This window comes from Domibacillus mangrovi (assembly GCF_001906925.1).
In the GTDB taxonomy this organism is placed as follows: domain Bacteria; phylum Bacillota; class Bacilli; order Bacillales; family Domibacillaceae; genus Domibacillus; species Domibacillus mangrovi.
Window position 1 is genome coordinate 108,787 of record NZ_MRWQ01000006.1, and the last position, 20,038, is coordinate 128,824.

Below are 20,038 nucleotides of genomic sequence, written 5' to 3' on the forward strand. Positions count from 1 at the left end.
AAGTATGTGCTTAAAACATAACATTCGTTGAATAACGATTATTATTATATAGGGAGGTTGAAACAATCTCGTAGTGGTAGTGTATCTGATTATATACCTAACGATGTTGAAAAAGAATTGAAAGGAAAAGTAACTTAAACATCTTGAACAAGTCACTTCCATTTCCAAAACAGCGGTTTCTTCTTTTGTTCTGGTTGTTCAGATAGAGCCTTAATCAACATGCTGTTTGTTCTTCGGACCTCGTGTATGATTACATTAATATGATCCGTGTTACGCTTAACCTCTTGTTTTAATGCTGCGTTTTCTTTTTTCATAGCGGTAAATGCGTCCATGATAGTAGCCAGTAGTTCATTCGATGTGACATTGTTTTGTACCCCAACATCAGATATTTCAATTGGAGATGCCGGTGCCATAGGTGTAGCGCCCATCATTTCAGCTATATCGTTAAGTGGCAATTTTGATGAGGCTCTTAATTCTTTCATACGCATCATAGCGGCAATGTCTTGCTCAACAAATAGACGAGATCTCTTTGACTTGGCGATGACGTATCCATGTCTCTCAAGTGCGATACTGTAATTTCGCACAGTACTCTGGGATACACCTAATATCACAGCCACTTCACTAGTCATATAGGATTTTACCAATTCTTCATCCATAGCAGGAACACCCCGAAAACGTAGATTATTAACAGTCTAATTACGGTCATTAAACGATCGGATAAATATAAAGGAAAAAGGACTCAAGCGTGAAAAACACCTGCTCAAGTCCTTTTTGTAAACGATCTTGTCTCTATAATTTTATCGTATTTATGCAAATTTTTCAAGCGGATATAAAAAGGGGTATTGGGAAGCTTTCTAATTAATGTAAAGCTGGCTAAGGCTGATGTTATTCATGTCTCACCTTTTTTAAGTAGGACAAGATCACTGTTTTTAAAGAAGCATAAGATCCAACTGCCGCATAACCGTAAAACCAACCCATAAAAAGCCCGGCAAAGAGATGCCCCCTGTGGCTTACAAAAACAGATAGTACAATACCTATGGCGAGCGCTATAGTCGGAACGTATGGTTTGGGAATTTTAAAAAGGACTTTTATTAACTGTGTTAGTATCATTATCACGGGAATGGCAATAACAGCGTCCCAAAAATTTGTATGTATTGCAGGAAAATCCATGGTCATCCCACCTTATCGTTTTTCAATTTGAATGATTTTTACTGTAGTATCATCTGTTTTTTGAAAGTTATCCGCGTACGCTTAAAGAACTCCGAGGGTGCTATGCCTCGAGAAAATGGAAACGATCGTGTAGAAGAAAAGGAGCTTTTAAAAGCCAGCTTTTTTGCTTTTATCGCTGCATCAAGTGTATGATGATACTCGTGCAACGACAATCGGAAAGGACGAATATTGTGTATATTTCAACATTACCAGAAAAAATTGAACAAATCATAAAAGAACGAAAGCAGCAATTTCAGCAAGATCTTACAGACAATACGACGAATCAATATGTAGCGCAGGATGAACATTTGTTAACTGACACGATCATTACATTGGCACTCGGTAAAAATATTTTATTAAAAGGGCCAACTGGATCTGGTAAGACAAAACTGTCAGAATCACTGGCTGCTCATTTTGGCCAGCCAGTTCATAGTATTAACTGTTCTATTGATCTTGATGCAGAAGCGATGCTCGGCTTTAAAACGATTATAGAAATTGATGGGAAAAGCCGTATTGATTTTGTGGAAGGCCCGGTTATTCAAGCGATGAAAAAAGGACATTTATTATACATAGATGAAATTAATATGGCAAAACCGGAAACATTGCCGATTTTAAATGGCGTTCTTGATTATCGCCGCCAAATGACGAATCCGTTTACAGGAGAGGTCGTTAAAGCTAGACCGACATTTAGTGTGATTGCAGCTGTCAATGAAGGCTATGCTGGAACGGCGCCTCTCAATGAAGCACTTAAAAATCGATTTGTGACGTTTGAGATCCCGTATATTTCGGGTGATGTATTATTCAGCGTATTAAAGCAGGAATCTATTTTGCAGGATGAGCGCTTGATCCGGCAATTTGTATCACTGTCTGCTGATTTAACAACGCTTGTTGAAAGCGGACGTCTGCCGGAAGAAGCGTCTTCTATCCGCGCGCTAGTAGATGCATGTGATCTTGCGCTGTATATTCCGCCAATGCGTGCCATCGAAAGCGCGATTGCGGGGAAGCTTGATGATGAGCGAGAACAGGCAGCTGTTAGAAATGCAGCGGAAACGTGGTTCTAACATGGAGCGGTTTATTCAATTTAACGATGAAACGGTCAATTCGGCCTTCTGGATGGAACTGTCGGATCTTGCTGCAGCTGTAGCAAATGATACAAATATGAAAGTGGAGTTCGGTCCGCTCGCATATTTACAATATGAGCCGGCCATTTTGTACGTGAGCCATTTTTGGCAGCATCGCTCCAAACAGGAAGAGATAGATGGTATGAAGTCAGATGTCTATTTACGTGCGCTCGGTACGAAGTCGTTTACCAATGCAGAAGACATACAATGTTTTATAGAAAAAAAACAATCATTTTTTGCCCGTCAGCTGCTCGCGCTCGCAGAAGATGTACGGATAGAACCGCTCTGCGTTCAAACAAGACCTGGAACAAAAAGAGCGTTTGAGACACGCAAGAGCGTCATGAGGCGCTATCATGAAGGGCAAATGACTGTTAATATAGCCAAAGGCTTTTATGCAGACGCGGTATATAATGCGCTCTATTTGCTTTGGCAAGCCGATTCCCCCTTTGAGTGGCCCCAGATCAGCCCGATCATGGATGATGCGATTCCGTTTATCGACCGAACAGCCCGCTCATTGTTTGATGTCCAGTCAACTGCCGATGTTATTCGTCATGTCACTAACATTTCAGACGTAATAAATGATCTAGATGTACGTGATATGGTAAATGAATATAGTCACTTGCCGGAATGTCAACAAGAAGAGTCGGCCGCCGCTGTTGATCCAGGTAGACGGCGTGACCCGCTTGCGAATGACGATGAGCAAGAGGAAAAAGAAAATGAGCAGTTTGATGAGCTATTTTCAACGTGGCACCGTGAATCGGAAGAGACGCGCGGCACGTTTATGCAGTTTGAGCTAGAACAGGGCACGAAAACACCGATGATGGGGAATACGGCGCGTGAAGGCGACGAAGGGGACGCAGCGCTTGCATCTGTGCAAGGACAGTCTAAAAGAGCATCACGTGAACAGTACAATCGATTGCTGGTGGAACGCCGCGCCGCTGCAGAACAGTCTGACGATAACCGATACGGAAAAGAGAATAAAGGAGCGAAGGCGCTATTCGAATCTCCCCGCACCCCTTCCTATGAAGAGCGCGAACAGTACCGATTGTTAAAAGAAGAGACAGCTTCGGTCGTTCGTAAGTTAAAACGGATGATTGAAAAATCAATTGAAAAGAAAAAAACAAGTCCACGTACAAATTTATTGACAGGACGTCTTGGCCGCCATTTAATTCGCTTTTATACAGACGATAACCCACGGCTTTTTTATAAAAAACAGGAGCCGTCACGTGAGATTGACGCGGCTTTTTTCTTGTTGATTGACAGTTCTGCTTCTATGTATGACAAAATGAACGAAGTGAAAAAAAGTACGGTACTCTTTCATGAGACATTAAAAGCACTGCGTGTTCCACATGAAATCACGGGTTTTTGGGAAGACACAGCAACATTGTCTGCAGCTGTGAAACCAAATCACTTTTTAACAGCAGTTTCATTTGAACGTTCCTATCAATCAGAATCAGGTCCACAAATATGTCAACTCAGGCCGGAAGAAGACAACCGGGATGGCTTTGCACTGCGGATCGCGATTGAAAAAATGGAGCGCCGCAGTGAACAGCGAAAGTTTTTAATCGTCTTTTCCGATGGAGAGCCATCCGCTGCTGATTATGATAAAAATGGTGTGCTTGACACACATGAAGCTGTTTTACATGCCCGAAAAAAAGGAATGACCGTTTTTAATATATTTATCGGTAACGAAGCGTTAGACGAAGCTCGTCAGCAAACGATGAAGACGATTTATGGAAATGGATCGATTATAGCACCCGATGTGTCAGAACTACCCGCTGTCTTAACACCTATTTTGAAAAAATTACTGTTTGAAAGCATTTAGAATGAAAGAAGCCGTTCCGGGGGAAATTCTGGAACGGCTTTTCTATTATTTCAACCGAAGCAGGCGCTGTTTTAAATCGTCTTCCATGACAATCAATTCTTCTTCCGCTGCTTTTCGTTTCGCCCGCCCATCCTGCTGGATGCGGATCGTTTCTTCGAGCGTTGTAATTAAATTATCCTGCGTTTTTTTCAATGTTTCGATGTCAACAAATCCGCGTTCATTTTCTTTCGCGGTTTCAATGGAGTTCACTTTGAGCATTTCTGAGTTTTTCAGAAGCAATTCATTTGTCGTTTTAGACACTTGTTTTTGCGCTTCAACTGCTTTTTGCTGGCGGACGAGCGTCAATGCAATAGCGATTTGGTTTTTCCAGAGTGGTACAGCAGTCAAGATCGAGGACTGAATTTTTTCTGCGAGCGCCTGGTTTGTATTTTGAATGAGACGGATTTGCGGTGCGCTTTGAATCGTAATCTGGCGGCTTAATTTTAAATCATGGAGCCGTTTTTCAAGACGATCGGCAAATTGGATCATATCGTTTACATCCTGGAAATCCATTTGATCACCGCTCCGCTCCGCTTTTTGTCGAAGCTCAGGTATCGTTTTTGTTTCAATTTCTTCGAGCTTTAACTCGCCGGCAGCAATGTATATATTAAGTGCCTGAAAATATTCTTTATTTTTATCATATAATTGCTCAAGCATGCGTATATCCTCAACAAGGCCACGTTTTGAATGTTCTAATTTCACACCAATCCGGTCAATTTGTGAACCAACTTTCTGATAGCGTGTCATCACTTCTTGTACGGAATCAGATACTTTGCCGAACATACGTGAAAAAATATTTTTCTTTTCGTCACGCAGTTCATCGGGATCAACATTTTTTAAGTTTTTCATGAGTTCATTTAAAATATCGCCGATAGGGCCGATATCTTTCCGCTGTACGTGATCGAGCATGTGATGAGAGAAATCAGATAGTTTCGTTTGAGCGGCTGTTCCGAATGAAAAGACGGCTTGCTGGTTGCCGGCGTCAATTTGAGCCGCAAGCTGTTCCGCTTTTTGCCGGTGTTCGGAGGGGAGTACATCGACAAGCCGTTTCGTTTGAGCAGACGGAGTCGCAGTTGCCTCTGGTGGTGTAGTCATATCACCGAACGGATCGGCCAGTAAGTCATCCAATAAATCATCTTTTTTTCCGTCCATAGCGGGTGCCAGTTGTGTTTGAAATTCGTTGTTCATTTTCAGGTGCTCCTTCCGTATCTTGTCCAAGTGGGATTTCTTGTTTTTTTACTCTTCTTTGAGCTACATCAAGTTCAATGGTTAAATGTTCAATATCACGCGCAAGTACTTGTCTAAGATCTCCTTCAAGCGTTTTGGATAAATCACCTAATGTTTCTTTCGTTTCAATCAATGATTGTTTTAAGTCCTGTCCTTTTACTTTTTTGCTTGATAAAAGCGCCGATTTTTCTGCCAGTTCGACGACTGAATCAAGATGAGAATAAAAGAATGACTCAATTTCATAAAAGCGTTTCGGCTCTTTTTTGACGACTGAATAAATGCGCTTGACGAGGCTGTTTAATTCAATCATTTGCCGGAGTGAGCTTAAACTGCGCACTTTTAAAAATAAATGCTGCAGCCTAGAAAGCTTCAATTTTGCTTCTTGCAATTGGTTCCGTATATAATAATATTCTTTCCGGTTTAATCCGTATTTTTTCTGGATTCGCATATTGCTTACATTTGTGTATAACACGAATACAATAGCAAACGAAAGGGCGAATGCGCCGTATGCTAAAAATCCATTAAACGGACTTGCTGCGAGCAATGCAGCAATAAGAGAAGCAAGCGAACGCCGGAACCAATAAAAAGAATACCGCATCGTACATCCACTCCATATGTTCATTTCGCTCTAGTGTGAGCGTTTCTATCTATTCTATACGGTGATTTGGAACAAATAGTTTCACTTTTTCTATGAAAAAGTACTTTCATTTACTGTACAAAAAAATAGGTTTTTATACAACAAAAAGACGCCTTGCATATGCAAGGCGTCTTTTTGTTACTTTGTTGCTTTTTCAACAGGTGGATGTGTTTGGTAATATTTGCGTCCTAGCCATGATTGAAAGATTAAAATTACGCCACTTACCGCCCAGTAAATAGGCAATGCGGCGGGAGCAGAAAAAGAAAAAACTAAAATCATGACCGGCGATAGCAAGCCGATAAATTTCATTTGTTGCTGTTGTTCAGCAGGCATTGTCTGCATAGAAACTCTAAATTGAACGTAATATATAATTCCAGCAATAATAGCCATCGCAACATCCGGATTTCCAAGGCGGAACCATAAAAATTCATGGGATTGAATATCTGGTGAAATGGTAATGCCGTAATATAGTCCCATCCAGATAGGCATTTGAAGAAGCATAGGCAAACAGCCCATTGCCATCGGGTTAATACCGTGTTCTTTATAAAGCCCCATCATTTCCATTTGAATTTTACGTTGTTCTTCCGGATTTTTTTCTGCTTTCAAGCGGTCTTGAATGGCGGTCATTTTTGGTTTTACGACTTCCATTTTTTGACGCATCACTGCTTGCTTTTTCATTGAATTTAGCATGAGCGGCATTAAAATCAATCGAACGATAATTGTAATCACAATAATAGCTAAACCGTAACTGCCGAGCATTTCGCCGAGGGCGTGAATGAGTTTGACGAATGGGCTGACTACATAGTCATGAAAAAAGTGACCTTCCGTCTGCGCACTTTGACAGCCAGATAGTACAATAGCAGATAACAAAGTAAGCGCGAATAATAATTGTTTTTTCAAAATGATTTTCCTCCTGCGCCTGAAAACAGGCAAGTTGCTTTAGACAAAAAAAGTATACTCTATTTTATCAATGAAAACAATGAACGAGCAAAACGATTATTGTAAACTTTTTTATATTTAGGTTGACAAAGAAGATTCTTTTCCTCTAATCTGGCAGTAGAAGAAAAGGAGTGAAGAAGATGTCGAATTGGAGTAGTTTAGCGGAAAAGGTGTTAACGGGAGGGGATTGTTCAAATGAGGAAGCGATGTCCATTTTAAATTGCCCAGATGAAGAATTGTTGCTTCTATTGGATGGAGCATATCAAATTCGTCGTCATTACTATGGAAACAAAGTGAAATTAAACATGATCATCAATACGAAATCAGGGCTTTGTCCAGAAGACTGCGGCTATTGTTCGCAATCGGTCCGTTCAAGTGCGCCAATTGAAAAGTATCGGATGATGGAAAAAGATCAGATTGTCGAAGCCGCTGAAAAGGCTTATTCACTCGGTGCCGGTACCTATTGCATTGTTGCAAGCGGACGGGGACCGTCGAAAAAAGAAATCGAAACGGTTGTTAGTGCAGTGGAAGAAATAAAAGGAAAATACCCGATGCGCATTTGTGCATGTCTAGGACTGTTAAAATCGGAGCAGGCGGATCAGTTGAAAGCAGCGGGTGTTGACCGGTACAATCATAATATTAATACGTCTAAAAGTTACCACGAAGTAATTACAACGACGCATACATACGATGACAGGACAGAAACAGTCGGACGCGTAAAAGATAGTGGCATGTCTCCTTGTTCCGGTGTCATCATTGGCATGGGAGAAACAAAGGAAGACGTCGTGATGATGGCAAAAAGTTTACGCGAACTCGATGCAGATTCAATTCCTGTTAATTTTTTGCATGCGATTCCAGGCACAATACTTGAAAATGCAGAGCCGTTAACACCTGCGTACTGTTTAAAAGTGCTCTCTTTATTCCGTTTTATTAATCCATCTAAAGAAATTCGAATTTCTGGCGGGCGTGAAGTGAATTTGCGTTCATTGCAGCCTCTCGGACTATATGCGGCCAATTCTATTTTTCTTGGCAATTATTTGACGACAGAGGGACAGGCAACCACGGCCGACCATAAAATGATCGAAGAAATGGGCTTTGTTGTGGAAACAGCACAAGAACAGGCACCTGTGAATAGATAACAGAAATAATCCCTCTGCTAGGATCATTTCTGCATTTTTGTGGTAATATCCTGAAAAGAGAATGGGGGAGAAAGATGACGAAAGAAAAGGTCGAGCTTTATCGTTACACACATAGAATTGAAGAAGAGAAAGTGCAGGCTTTTAAAGAAGCGATTTATCTAAACGATTCCAATAGTGAGATTCCGGCGACATATGCGACGGTTATCGATTTTCAAGGGGGGATGTCATTTGAAAAGTTGACGGATTTGCTTACATTTGATCCATCCTGCGTCCTGCATGGCAGTCAGCAATACGAATACCGAAAACCTATTTACATAGGTGACAACATTGAAGCGGTCGTTTTTTTAATCGGGAAAACGACGAAAAAGGGCATGACATTTGCGAAGCTTGAAACGGAATATAACCGGGACGGCGAAACAGTGCTCGTTTCCCGATCGACGGTCATCGAGCAGAAAGGGGTTACACATGTTTAACCCTATACATATGACAATTACACGTGAACAAATAAAAAAATATGCAGTCGCTTCAGGTGATTTTAATCCAATTCATACCGATCCTGAAGCGGCTAAAAAAGCCGGTTTACCAGAGTGTATTGCTCATGGAATGTTGATCATGGCCCTTGGAAGTCGTACTTTAAACGAATGGGGAGTGTCTTCATTAGCCTCATATGACGCCCGTTTTCTAGCGATGACTTATCCAGATGAGCCCCTTGTTTTTAGAGGGGAATGGATAGATGAGAAATTAGGAAAAGGCAAACTGACTGTTGAAAACGAAGCGGGCGAAGTGAAAATGAAAGGTACTTTTATTGCAGGTTAAACTACTGAGGAAAAGCCGTCGTCACCCGACGGCTTTTTTGTTATCCAATTAAAATGCGTTCTTTCGGATAGTGATAGGATTCTTTTATTTCTTTTCCACGGATAAGGAAAAGAAGTGAGAACAATCCGATACGGCCGATGAACATGAGCACAATTAAAATGATTTTAGCAGGTGTGTCTAAATGGCTGGTAATGCCGAGAGAAGATCCGGTCGTACCAAAAGCAGATGACACTTCATAAAGAAGCGGTAGCAGTGAAATATCAGGTTCTAAGTAAGACATAAACATAATGGATAGGCCCCATATAAACGTTCCAGTGAGTACCACAACGAATGAACGGTGAACATCGATTGGATGAACTTCACGATTGAAAATTTTAATCGTATTTTTCCCCCGTGCAAATGTAAACACACTAAGTACGGCAATCGCAACTGTCGTCGTTCGAAGCCCGCCGCCCACACTTGAAGGGGAGGCACCGATAAACATTAAAATGGACAATAAAATGAGTGTTGGCGATGAAAAGTCCGTTAAATCCATCGTGGTTAATCCACCGCTTCGTGCCGCAATCGATTGAAACGAAGCATAGGAGAGCGATTCATGCCACATTTTATTGAGAAAAAAATGATGGCGTTCAAAGAAAAAGATGCCTGCCGTCCCTATGATGACTAAAATCGTGTACATTGTTACCGTTATTTTTGTAAATAAACTAAATTGATATTTCTTCGAACCACGGTATGTGATAAAGTCTTTCACTTCAATTAGTACCGGGAAGCCGATTGCTCCAAGAATAATTAAAATGGCATTGACAAATTGCACGAAATAATCATTTGAAAATGGAAGGAGTGACGCTCCTGTAATATCGAACCCGCCATTTGTTGTGGCACTGATTGACGCAAATAGTCCATGTAAAAAGGATTCAGATAATGTTGGATAATATTGTGTGAAGTAAATGCCAAGAATGATCGCACCGATTGCTTCAATGGTTAAAATAAGCAAAACGATCTCTCTCATTAATTTTACAAGACCGTTTAAGTCAATCCGGTTTTGGTCAGCCATAATGAGTTGACGCTCGCGTATTCCGATTCGCTTACCAAATAAAATCCATAACATGGAGCTGAAAGTCATAATACCGACGCCGCCGACTTGCAAAATGAGCATGATGAAAAAATAACCAGTTGTACTGAACGTATCGGCTACGTTAACCGGCGATAATCCAGTAACACTCAGTGCGCTGACGGCAACGAAAACGGCATTGATAAACGTAATGTCGACACCTGATTTATGTGCAACTGGCAGCAATAGCAATATACTTGAAAAAACAGCACCCGTTAAATAAAGAAGAACAATCAATTGAAACGGAGAAAGCTTGAGCTCTTTTTTTGATTTCCATTTTATTATCATAATTTTTCTCCACAGATCATGTTCGTTTGATCACTTCTTTTAATTGATATATAGCTTTCTCTAAAACAGATACTGGCTGAACAAGCGCAATGCGGACATATCCAACACCGCCTGTTCCGAATGCGCTGCCTGGAATCATCACAACACCTGACCGGTCGATAGCCTTAAACACAAAATCACGGTCATCGTGGCCATTCGGAATTTTTGCCCATAAAAACATGCCGCCGTCAGGTTTTGATACGGTCCAGCCGATATCATGTAATCCATTGATAAGTACGTCACGGCGCATCGTAAACTCAGCACGGAGACGGTTTGTTATCTCTTCTGCATGATCAAGTGCCGTTGCGGCCGCTTCTTGAATAGGGGCGAATACACCATAATCAAGATTAGATTTTAACTGTTTTAATACTGCAATCATGTCTGTATTGCCGACAATATAGGCAATACGCGCACCAGCAAGGCTAAAGCTTTTGGACAAGGAATTAATTTCTATTCCAACGTCCATTGCACCTGGAATGGATAAAAAACTAAATGGTTTTGTACCCGTAAAATAAAATTCCGAATATGCTGCATCATGCAGCACAGCAATATGATATCGACGGGCGAACGCGATCATCTGTTCAAAAAAAGCATGATTCGGCATGGCTGGAACAGGATTACCTGGTAAATTTATAATTACAAGTTTTGCTTTTTTAAGAATGTCTTCTGGAACGGCTGTAATATCAGGTAAAAACCCGTTTTCTTCTAACAAAGGCATATAATAAGGAACCGCACCTGCAAGTGTAATTCCCGCCTCATAGGCAACATAGGCAGGGTTTGTCGTTAGAACGATATCACCGGGATTACAAAAGGCAAGCGGCAAATGCACAAGTCCCTCCTGAGACCCCATTGTCTGTACAATGTCTGTTTCTGGGTTTAGTTTGACGCCGGATCGGCGGTCATAATAATCAGCGACGGATTCATGAAAGCGTTTCGTCCCACTGAGGGTGTATCCGTATGAAGAGATTGTTGCACTTTCTTTTGCAAGAATGTTTCTAATTTTTTCATCGGGCGGCAAATCAGGGCTGCCCAAGCTGAGATCAATTAAATCAACGCCTTCTCGCTTTTTTATTTCTGTATAATTCTTCAAATCGCTGAAAATCGATGGCTGAAACGCAGCCATTTTGATAGAAGGTTCAATAATCAAAAGGAGCACTCCTTATGTGTCAATATGTATGCATAGGCACTATTTTATCATATATTAAGCAGGAAAACCGCTCAATCTAAATCGGTAAAGGGCTGCACACAAAATTCTCAAGAACTTCTATCGCAAAGCGAAACAAATCGTATTAACGGCGTATAAAGTTATGATAAAATAAACACATATCCTTAATTAAAAAGAGCACGGATGATTGTGATCTTTCAAATGAAATAAATAAAGGTGGGAAAATGGTTTTGGAAAAGAAAGAATACAGAGTGTTGCTCTACTATAACTATGTCACAATTGATAACCCCGAAGAGTTTGCACAAGAGCATTTAGTCTTTTGCAAGGAACTCGGCTTAAAGGGGCGTATTTTAGTTGCAAAGGAAGGGATCAATGGAACGGTTTCTGGGACAATTGAGCAGACAGATGCCTATATAAAAGCAATGAAGAGCGATTACCGCTTTGAAGACATGGAGTTTAAAATAGATGAAGCGGATGAACATGCGTTTAAAAAAATGCATGTCCGTCCCCGCAAAGAATTAGTGACCCTGCGGCTGGAGGATGACATTAATCCGAGACAAACGACAGGGAAGTATCTTGATTCTAAAACTTTTTTTGAACAAATGCAGTCGGAAGATACAGTCGTTATCGATGCCAGAAATGACTATGAGTATGAATTAGGTCATTTTAGAGGAGCCATTAAGCCTGATATTGAAACATTCCGTGATCTACCCGAATGGATCCGTCAAAATAAAGAACAGTTTGCGGATAAAAAAATCTTAACGTATTGTACAGGCGGCATTCGCTGCGAAAAATTTTCAGGATGGCTGTTAAAAGAAGGGTTTGAAGATGTCGCACAGCTTCACGGCGGGATTGTCACATACGGAAAAGATCCGGAAGTGAAGGGACAATTGTGGGATGGACAGTGCTACGTATTTGATGAGCGAATAGGTGTGCCGATCAATCGTGTGGAGCATGTGATTGTTGGAAGAGATTACTTTACAAATGAACCTTGTGAACGCTATGTAAATTGTGCGAATCCAGAGTGCAACAAGCAAATTCTTTGCTCAGAAGAAAATGAACATCTTTATATGAGAAGCTGTTCGCATGAATGCCGGACACATCCTCGAAACCGTTATATCGCTGAGCATGGGCTGACAGATGAAGAGGCAGCGGAAAGATTAAAAATACCTGTTTCATAAAACAAGCAAATAGGTAGTTGTTTTACAAAACAAATTTAAAAAGATTGATCAAGATGAGTAAACGTTACTCATTGTCGATCAATCTTTTTTTAGTCATTCAGTATTTACTTATAGCTGTTCTGTTTTTACTTTTTCCTTTTTTGGTTCCTCTTCATCATCTATAATGCCTTTTGTTGATTTTTTAAATTCAGCCAATGTTTTTCCAACCGCTCCCCCGATTTCCGGTAATTTTTTCGGTCCAAAAAGGATTAGAACGATCACAAGAATGACAATTAAACCGGGCACGCCAATTTGAGCAAGTCCCATTGTAGATCTCCTCCTTTTTAAACGAGCGATCCGCCGTTTTTACTGTATTTAATAACGCCTTCTGCACAGCGGTAGGCGAGTGCTCCGACTGTGCCTGTTGGATTATAACCGCTGTTATGGGCAAAGTTTCCCGCTCCGACAGCAAAAAGGTTCTCCGCATTCCAGTGTTGAAGGTAATTGTTTACGACGCTATTCTCAGGACTGGCACCCATAATCGTGCCGCCTGTATTATGTGTTGTCTGATATGGAACAATGTCATAATCGGTTAATGGATTACCGGGTACGACTGTTTTAGCGCCCATTTCTTTCATAACTTCTTCTGCTTTTTTCGTGATAAACATATGGAGGGCACGATCCTGGTCAGTAAAGTTATACGTCAGTTTCAGCAACGGAACACCGTATGCATCTTTATAAGCACTGTCAAGAGACATATAGTTTTCTTTATGTGGCATTGATGCCCCTTGTCCGCCTACTCCGAGCGTTCGCGTATAGTTGTGGATTGATGCTTTTTTGAAGTCAGCTCCCCAAGCAGGTGTATCGGGTGGAACGGGATTTGAAAGAATAGGCCGGGTACCCGTTTGGGTCAGTGAAATATTGGCACCGTGAATGAAATCTACTTTACTGTGATCGAAGTTGTCGCCATTCCAATCATCTATGCTCATGCCGAGCGAGCCTGCACCCATGAAAACATTCATCTGTTCATCGAAAAATCCAGTTGCGCCCGGAAGGATTTGATAACAATAGTTTTTCCCAAGTGTGCCGCGCCCGGTTGCCGGATCATACTGTTCACCGATTTTTGATACCATTAGAAGTTTTGCATTGTTCAGCACATAACTCGTCAAAACGACAGCTTCTGCCGGCTGAATAAATTCTTCACCTGATATCCGGTCAACATATTTGACACCGGTTACTTTATTGCCATCTTTTAAAATTTCAACAACATTGGCTTGAAATCGAATCTCGTAATTGCCTGTTTTTTTAGCTGTTGGTACAACTGTTATTTCTGGAGAAGTCTTTGCGCCGTATTCGCAGCCGAATCGCTCACAAAAACCGCAATATTGGCACGCATTAATCTGTTCGCCATCTGGATTTTTGTACGGTTCAGAAAGGTTAGCGGATGGGAGCATAAATGGCGTGTACCCTAAATTAGTCGTTGCTTTTTCAAATTTTTGAAGGAGGGGTGTTTTTATCATCGGAGGCGTTGGATATTGGTTGGCACGCTTTCCTTCAAAAGGGTTTTTCACTTCACCTGAAATACCGGCCGTTTTTTCGAATTTGTCAAAATAAGGCTCCAGTTCTTCATACGTAATGCCCCAGTCCTGCAGCGAATAATCACCCGATAACTTGTTTGCGCCATATTTTTTCTCTGTCATGGATTTAATTTCAAAATCATAAGGTAAAAAACGCCACGTTTGTCCATTCCAGTGAGTGCCGGATCCACCGAGATTTTCTCCTAGCAAAAACGACCCCATTTGCCGCATTGGGAGAGCTTCTTGTTTTCGGTTGTTGCGAAATGTAATGGTTTCTTTTGATAAATCCTGCATCAGTTCATAACGGATGGCATATCGATATTCATCATGAACCTGCTGAAAATCGGCAGTACCTCGCTCTTTTCCACGTTCCAATCCGACAACTTTCAAACCTGCTTTTGCACATTCAGCTGCAATAATACCACCTGTCCAACCGACACCAACTGTGACAACATCGACTTTCTCCAATGTTTTGGCCATTATTCTCCTCCTAAAAAACGTAAGTATTCATCGTTTATCCATATAAAGACGGCTGCGATTTATTTTTTAATGCTGCATATTTTGCATACTAGACAATGATTTTGGTTCGATTTTTTGGAACCCTTCTTTATCAATCACTTGTGCATATGAACCTTGATGGCCAGGAAATTCTTTCATGCGCCATCCACCCATATTATTATTTCCGCTGTACAATGGATCCGAATAAGCGCCTTCGAGAGTAGCTTGTCTGAGGAGCTTAAAGAAAAATCCAGAGGATACGGCAGTCATCGCCACTTCATCTTTTTGGAAAACGGTCAAAATTTCATCCATTTGAGCATTCTCTAAGTCAGAAAAGCCTTTCTTAAAGCGACTTTGTGATTCTGATTCTATTTTTGTGATCCCTTGTTGAAAGATTTCCGCACGAGTCAATCGGCTTTGATAACCTTGAGTAGACTGTCCGGCTTTAAATGGCCCTTGCATATACTCTCTCGCATTACTACCGTAGTTCCCAGCTAGCTGGTGATCGATAAAATAAGGCACGTCAAGCTCGATAGCGCCTGGACCAAGGTCATCTTTTGGAAAGATCCGTTCCGTGGCTGCGGATAAAATCATAAAGTCCTTGTCGTTCGTAAAGAACATACGGGCTCTGCTGCTTGGAGCGCCGTGCTGTTCACCATTTGTCATTTCGTTGCTTATTTGCTTATTATCTTTCGTGTTGTAGCCGACAAGCCCGCCGATCAGACCGCCTCCAACAAGTGCACCGGCAGCAATTCCTGTTGTTTTTAGAAAGCCACGTCTCGACAATCCTTTTTCATTATCTGACATCATAACCCTCCTAATATTTTCAATTATTAATTTTCGTGATTGCCCCACAGACTGATATTTTCATTCGTTTGGCTAGGTTGACTAACAGTACCGTATAATCTACCTTCATATATTTCCATTAAGTCCATTGTTTATTCTTTGGAAGAATATTTAGGGAAAGAACGTCTATTTCTTAAAAATAATAAGCAGACGCCTATTTGTTGATATGAACTTTTTTTTATCATTCGTTTGTCCCATTAAGAACGTGTATGTGTTCTAATTTGGCCTGACGACGTTCGATAAATGTGACAATATAAATGCTTGCCTCATACAACAGCGCCATCGGGATAAGTACAAGAAGCTGACTAATAAAGTCCGGCGGCGTAATGACAGCCGATAAAACAACAATAATCAAGTAGGACCATTTCCGAACAATTCGCATTGTTTCAGCAGTCAGAATCCCAATGGCCGCAAGAAATAGGGCAACAATCGGCATTTCGAAAAGTAACCCGAGCGGCACAGTCGACATCAGCAAAAAACGGATGTATTCTTGCGCCGACACCATAACATTAAAATTCAACGAGCCCATTGAAATCAAAAATTGATAACTGAGCGGATTCACGACAAAATAGCCAAATGCAACACCGGCTATGAAGAGTAAAAGCATCGCGGGGGAATAGAAGCCGATAAAACGGCTTTCTTTTTCGTTCAACCCCGGTTTCACGAACTGCCATAAAAAATGGCTGACAAATGGCAGCGACAGTCCCAATGATAAGGCAAGGGAAATAGACATATAAAACTTAATGACTTCAAGTGGGCCGAGAATAATAAGCTCATGGCCTCTTGTCACATATGGGAACCAAAAATTGATCGAAGAGAAGACGATGATAAAAAAGAACAAGAAGACAACTGTGCTTTTGATTAATTGCCTCCGCAAATCGGTTAAATGCTCTACTAAAGATGTACCTAATTCTGCGGGTTCTTCTGTACGATCAGTAATGACTGACTCTTCAACCTGACTAGCTTCCGCTTCTTCCGTTGACACTTTATCCAATGGACTTAAAACCTTTTTGTTATGCTCTCCATATGGATCCAAATCATCACCTGCTTATCATTGATCTGTTTTTTCTCTACCTCTACTATCTTAGGATCTTTATCGCTATCTATAAGGGCACAATCTTCTTTTCAATTTTTGCCATTAAGCTCATTATTTATACAAGTAATAAAGATGATCTTTAGTTAACTTATATAAAAATTGGTTGACAATAAAAACAAATCTCGATTACACTAAAAAAAACAACGTAATGGAGGAATTATAAAATGCAAACGATTCATTGGATTCAAGCTGCCATGTTCGCGGCGATCATGGCGGTGCTTGGCTTTTTACCGCCGATTCCACTTTCATTTACACCGGTACCTATTTCGATTCAAACGCTTGGAGTGATGATTGCAGGCGGTGTGCTTGGTGCAAGGCTTGGTGCTGTCAGTCAAATCATTTTCTTGTTAACAGTCGCAGCAGGTGCACCGCTTCTTGCAGGAGGGCGTGGGGGTCTAGCTGTATTTGTGGGGCCAAGTGCAGGATTTTTAATATCCTGGATCGCCGGAGCATTTGTCATTGGATTATTGACACAACATGCCGCTAAATTAACGGTTCGCCGCACATTCGCTGCGAATGTGATCGGCGGCGTTCTCGTATTGTACGCAATTGGTATCCCGGTACAGTCATTCATCACAGGTGTTGGACTGCGTGAAGTAATTGTTGCAAGTATGGCATTCGTTCCAGGTGATTTGATTAAATCAGCCGCAGCAGCCATCCTTGTTCCAAAACTGAGAAACGCATTGCAGGCGGTGCCATCGTTTCGCCGAGCTGCGTAAATTCTGATACACTTATGTGGGAGGGGTTGTTGATGAATATAACGTCCACATATCCGCTCCGGGCCCAAACGTGCCCGGATTCGTTTTTTGTTAAGACAAAAGAACAGGCATTTACATATAAAGAGTGGGAAGACATGACGAAAAGAGCAGCGAGCTGGCTTTTATCCGTTGGTCATCCGGGTGAAACGATTGCCGTGACCGCTTTGAACAGATGGGAGACGCTAGTGATTTTTTGCGGAGCGGCCCGCGCTGGGTGGACATTTATGCCGCTCGATCCGCGTATGACAAAGGTGGAAAGAGAAGAGCGGCTTCATATAGCCGCTCCGAGGCTACTTATCGGAAAAGATTCACTTGCCAAGACCGGTCAACTGATTATGAATACAGAACCGACAGACTTTTGCAGTAATGACGGAGAAACCATTTTTTATTCAGGTTTTACATCTGGTTCAAGCGGTGTACCGAAACAGTTTGGCCGCAGTCATCGTTCCTGGATCAAAAGTTTTGAAGCAGGCCTAAGCGATTTTCTATTAACAGGGCAGGAAACAGCGGTAATAGCAGGGCCAATCCATCACTCTCTTTTCTTATACGGTGCTGCCTTTGCACTGTATACGGGTCAGAAACTCATTCTTCATGAAAAATTTTGGCCGCAGCACATTACTCAAACATTGAAAGAAGCGCCATCATTCGTTATGTATGCTGTGCCAACGATGCTTGAATCATTAATGAAGACAAATGATGTAGAGGGGGAAGGGATCGTTTTTCTGTCAGGAGCAGGGTGGACCGGAGAACGGAAGCAGCAATGGGTAACGCAATATCCAAACGCGGTGCTATATGAGTTTTATGGCGCATCTGAGTTAAGTTTTGTATCGTATATGACGCCAAAGGACTACAGTCATAAGCCATCATCTTCAGGTAAACCGAGTACAGGTGTTGAAATCGAGATTCGTCAAGGCAGTCAAGTGCTTCCAGCAGGTGAAACAGGCACCGTCTACGTGAAGAGCCCGATGCTGTTTAGTGGATATGCAAAGAATGATTCGTATGAAATGAATATCGAAGAAGATGGGTTTTATACAGTCAGTGACGCTGGATATATGGATGAAGACGGCTATTTATATATCGTAGGACGTGAACAGTTTATGATCATTAGCGGCGGCGTGAATGTCTATCCAGAAGAAGTGGAACGTGTCCTATTGAAACATACGGGTGTGAAGGAAGCAGCCGTGACATCCATCCAAGATATACATTTAGGGGAACGTATTGTCTGTATGTACACCGGGAATGTCGATCCAACTAGGCTGAAATCTCATGCGAAAGCGTGCCTGTCCATTGAAAAAATACCGCGTAAATGGGCATGCGTTGACTCATTGCCTCACACAACCAATGGGAAAATCGCCCGCAGTGATTTGAAAAAAATGGCGCTGGAGGTATTTAAGTGAGTGTATATATAATAGACGCATATAGAACACCAGTTGGCATTAAAGATGGCCTCATGAAAAATGTGGGTGCGGCAGAACTAGCTGCACCGGTTATACAAAAGCTTTTTAATGGCCTTTCATCAACGCTGGATGAAGTGATTTTAGGCAATGTCACAGGACCCGGAGGGAATATTGCGAGACTTTCTTCCTTAATGGCTGGTCTGCCTGTTACTGTTCCCGGATTAACAGTAGATCGACAATGTTCTTCCGGCTTAGAAGCGATCCGTCTCGGTGCATCACTTATTCAAGCAGGCGAAGCAGAAAACGTCATTGCAGGGGGATGTGAAAGCTCAAGTACATCACCACGCCCTGGGAAAGCTATTTTTTCTCCGGATCATATTGGAGATCCGGAGATGGGGATGGCAGCAGAATGGCTTGCAGAACAAGAGCATATTTCACGCGCAGAACAGGATGAATACGCGATACGCAGTTACCGACGCTATTATGAGTCTCTTGAGCGTGGGTTATTTCATCGAGAAATCGTGCCGATACATGACATTCATAAAGATGAAGCGAGTATGAAAAAGCGTCCTGTTGAAAAGTTGGCATCGCGTGCTAAAACGTCCTTCACGTCAGGCGGAACAGTGACAGCGATCAATTCTTCCGCTTTTAATGATGCCGCATGTGCTGTCATGCTTACTTCCAGCGCAGCGCCCGGATTAAAAGTGGTGGCCAGTGCGGTCGCTGGAGCGGATCCGAATTTTCCAGCAGCGACACCGGTACCAGCGATACAGAAGCTTTTAAAGCGACAAGGTTTAACCGTAGGGGACATTGATTTATGGGAAATCAATGAAGCATTTGCCGTCAAAATTATATACACCGCACGTGAATTGAACATTCCGATTAATAAAATAAACATATATGGCGGAGGACTCGCCCTTGGTCATCCGTATGGCGCATCCGGTGCTATGCTTGCTCTCCGCCTTTTTTATGGAATGCCTGAGCAAAAAGCGAAATATGGTGTTGCGGCAGTCGGCAGTGGCGGTGGAATTGGCGTCGCTATGCTGTTTGAACGAGTTTGAAACAATTACTGCCCCTTTACGTTGTTGCAATACTGTATAACGTATAATTCAAAATTTTTTTCATTTTACAACGTTTGAATGAAAAGCGGC

Annotated in this window: 20 protein-coding genes; 9 read left to right on the top strand and 11 right to left on the bottom strand. The window is 41.8% G+C overall.

Annotated elements, in window-relative coordinates; genetic code table 11:
* Positions 1-152: 152 nt before the first annotated feature.
* Positions 153-656: a MerR family transcriptional regulator gene (locus BLL40_RS07830; RefSeq protein ID WP_073711363.1), complete on the bottom strand. Its 504-nt coding sequence runs from the start codon at positions 654-656 to the stop codon at positions 153-155.
* A gap of 229 nt (positions 657-885) precedes the next feature.
* On the bottom strand, positions 886-1,170 hold the full coding sequence (locus tag BLL40_RS07835) for a hypothetical protein (protein WP_073711364.1): 285 nt from the start codon (positions 1,168-1,170) through the stop codon (positions 886-888).
* Between the two features lie 191 nt (positions 1,171-1,361).
* On the opposite strand from BLL40_RS07835, the gene BLL40_RS07840 reads away from it, so the two are divergent.
* On the top strand, positions 1,362-2,270 hold the full coding sequence (locus BLL40_RS07840) for an ATP-binding protein (protein ID WP_073711365.1): 909 nt from the start codon (positions 1,362-1,364) through the stop codon (positions 2,268-2,270).
* The gene (locus BLL40_RS07845; protein WP_245797917.1) at positions 2,218-4,155 is read left to right on the top strand and encodes a vWA domain-containing protein; all 1,938 of its coding nucleotides are present in this window, start codon (positions 2,218-2,220) and stop codon (positions 4,153-4,155) included. The genes BLL40_RS07840 and BLL40_RS07845 overlap by 53 nt, the downstream gene beginning before the upstream one ends.
* 45 nt (positions 4,156-4,200) lie before the next feature.
* Here the strand turns inward: BLL40_RS07845 and BLL40_RS07850 are convergent, their stop codons facing one another.
* From BLL40_RS07850 to yidC, 3 genes are all read right to left on the bottom strand, one after another.
* Positions 4,201-5,382, bottom strand: a complete 1,182-nt coding sequence (locus tag BLL40_RS07850) for a toxic anion resistance protein (protein WP_073711367.1) — start codon at positions 5,380-5,382, stop codon at positions 4,201-4,203.
* Positions 5,327-6,019 (bottom strand): 5-bromo-4-chloroindolyl phosphate hydrolysis family protein, encoded by a 693-nt coding sequence (locus tag BLL40_RS07855; RefSeq protein ID WP_073711368.1) that lies wholly within the window; start codon positions 6,017-6,019, stop codon positions 5,327-5,329. Before BLL40_RS07855 ends, BLL40_RS07850 begins: the two co-directional genes overlap by 56 nt.
* A 177-nt stretch (positions 6,020-6,196) precedes the next feature.
* Positions 6,197-6,958 carry a membrane protein insertase YidC gene (gene yidC, locus BLL40_RS07860; protein ID WP_073711369.1) on the bottom strand — a complete coding sequence of 254 codons (762 nt, stop codon included), beginning with the start codon at positions 6,956-6,958 and terminating at the stop codon, positions 6,197-6,199.
* A gap of 179 nt (positions 6,959-7,137) precedes the next feature.
* On the opposite strand from yidC, the gene bioB reads away from it, so the two are divergent.
* From bioB to BLL40_RS07875, 3 genes are all read left to right on the top strand, one after another.
* The gene (gene bioB / locus BLL40_RS07865) at positions 7,138-8,136 is read left to right on the top strand and encodes a biotin synthase BioB (protein ID WP_073711370.1); all 999 of its coding nucleotides are present in this window, start codon (positions 7,138-7,140) and stop codon (positions 8,134-8,136) included.
* Between the two features lie 74 nt (positions 8,137-8,210).
* The gene (locus BLL40_RS07870; protein ID WP_073711371.1) at positions 8,211-8,609 is read left to right on the top strand and encodes an FAS1-like dehydratase domain-containing protein; all 399 of its coding nucleotides are present in this window, start codon (positions 8,211-8,213) and stop codon (positions 8,607-8,609) included.
* The gene (locus BLL40_RS07875) at positions 8,602-8,952 is read left to right on the top strand and encodes a MaoC family dehydratase (protein WP_073711372.1); all 351 of its coding nucleotides are present in this window, start codon (positions 8,602-8,604) and stop codon (positions 8,950-8,952) included. Before BLL40_RS07870 ends, BLL40_RS07875 begins: the two co-directional genes overlap by 8 nt.
* 40 nt (positions 8,953-8,992) lie before the next feature.
* On the opposite strand, the gene BLL40_RS07880 is transcribed toward BLL40_RS07875, so the two are convergent.
* Both BLL40_RS07880 and BLL40_RS07885 read right to left on the bottom strand, forming a co-directional pair.
* Positions 8,993-10,351 carry a TrkH family potassium uptake protein gene (locus BLL40_RS07880; protein WP_073711373.1) on the bottom strand — a complete coding sequence of 453 codons (1,359 nt, stop codon included), beginning with the start codon at positions 10,349-10,351 and terminating at the stop codon, positions 8,993-8,995.
* Positions 10,352-10,367: 16 nt separating this feature from the next.
* A complete protein-coding gene (locus BLL40_RS07885) occupies positions 10,368-11,537 on the bottom strand; it encodes an aminotransferase class I/II-fold pyridoxal phosphate-dependent enzyme (RefSeq protein ID WP_073711374.1) in 1,170 nt (389 codons plus the stop codon).
* A 242-nt stretch (positions 11,538-11,779) separates the two neighbouring features.
* Between BLL40_RS07885 and trhO the strand changes: the two genes are divergently transcribed.
* Complete coding sequence (gene trhO / locus BLL40_RS07890; RefSeq protein WP_073711375.1) at positions 11,780-12,736, top strand: oxygen-dependent tRNA uridine(34) hydroxylase TrhO; 957 nt, start codon at positions 11,780-11,782, stop codon at positions 12,734-12,736.
* Between the two features lie 108 nt (positions 12,737-12,844).
* Here trhO and tatA read toward each other — a convergent pair whose 3' ends face one another.
* From tatA to tatC, 4 genes are all read right to left on the bottom strand, one after another.
* On the bottom strand, positions 12,845-13,042 hold the full coding sequence (gene tatA, locus BLL40_RS07895; protein WP_073711376.1) for a twin-arginine translocase TatA/TatE family subunit: 198 nt from the start codon (positions 13,040-13,042) through the stop codon (positions 12,845-12,847).
* 17 nt (positions 13,043-13,059) lie between these two features.
* Positions 13,060-14,772, bottom strand: coding sequence for a GMC family oxidoreductase (locus BLL40_RS07900; RefSeq protein WP_073711377.1), 1,713 nt, complete (start codon positions 14,770-14,772; stop codon positions 13,060-13,062).
* 66 nt (positions 14,773-14,838) lie between these two features.
* On the bottom strand, positions 14,839-15,597 hold the full coding sequence (locus tag BLL40_RS07905) for a gluconate 2-dehydrogenase subunit 3 family protein (protein ID WP_073711378.1): 759 nt from the start codon (positions 15,595-15,597) through the stop codon (positions 14,839-14,841).
* Positions 15,598-15,817: 220 nt separating this feature from the next.
* Positions 15,818-16,672 carry a twin-arginine translocase subunit TatC gene (gene tatC, locus BLL40_RS07910; protein WP_073711379.1) on the bottom strand — a complete coding sequence of 285 codons (855 nt, stop codon included), beginning with the start codon at positions 16,670-16,672 and terminating at the stop codon, positions 15,818-15,820.
* 224 nt (positions 16,673-16,896) lie between these two features.
* Here tatC and BLL40_RS07915 point away from each other — a divergent pair, with 224 nt between their 5' ends.
* Genes BLL40_RS07915 through BLL40_RS07925 form a run of 3 tightly spaced genes read left to right on the top strand, consistent with a single transcriptional unit; the run spans position 16,897 to position 19,948 of the window.
* Positions 16,897-17,451: a biotin transporter BioY gene (locus BLL40_RS07915; RefSeq protein WP_073711380.1), complete on the top strand. Its 555-nt coding sequence runs from the start codon at positions 16,897-16,899 to the stop codon at positions 17,449-17,451.
* 32 nt (positions 17,452-17,483) lie between these two features.
* Positions 17,484-18,887, top strand: coding sequence for an AMP-binding protein (locus BLL40_RS07920; protein ID WP_073711381.1), 1,404 nt, complete (start codon positions 17,484-17,486; stop codon positions 18,885-18,887).
* Positions 18,884-19,948 (top strand): acetyl-CoA C-acyltransferase, encoded by a 1,065-nt coding sequence (locus BLL40_RS07925; RefSeq protein WP_073711382.1) that lies wholly within the window; start codon positions 18,884-18,886, stop codon positions 19,946-19,948. Before BLL40_RS07920 ends, BLL40_RS07925 begins: the two co-directional genes overlap by 4 nt.
* Positions 19,949-20,038 lie beyond the last annotated feature (90 nt).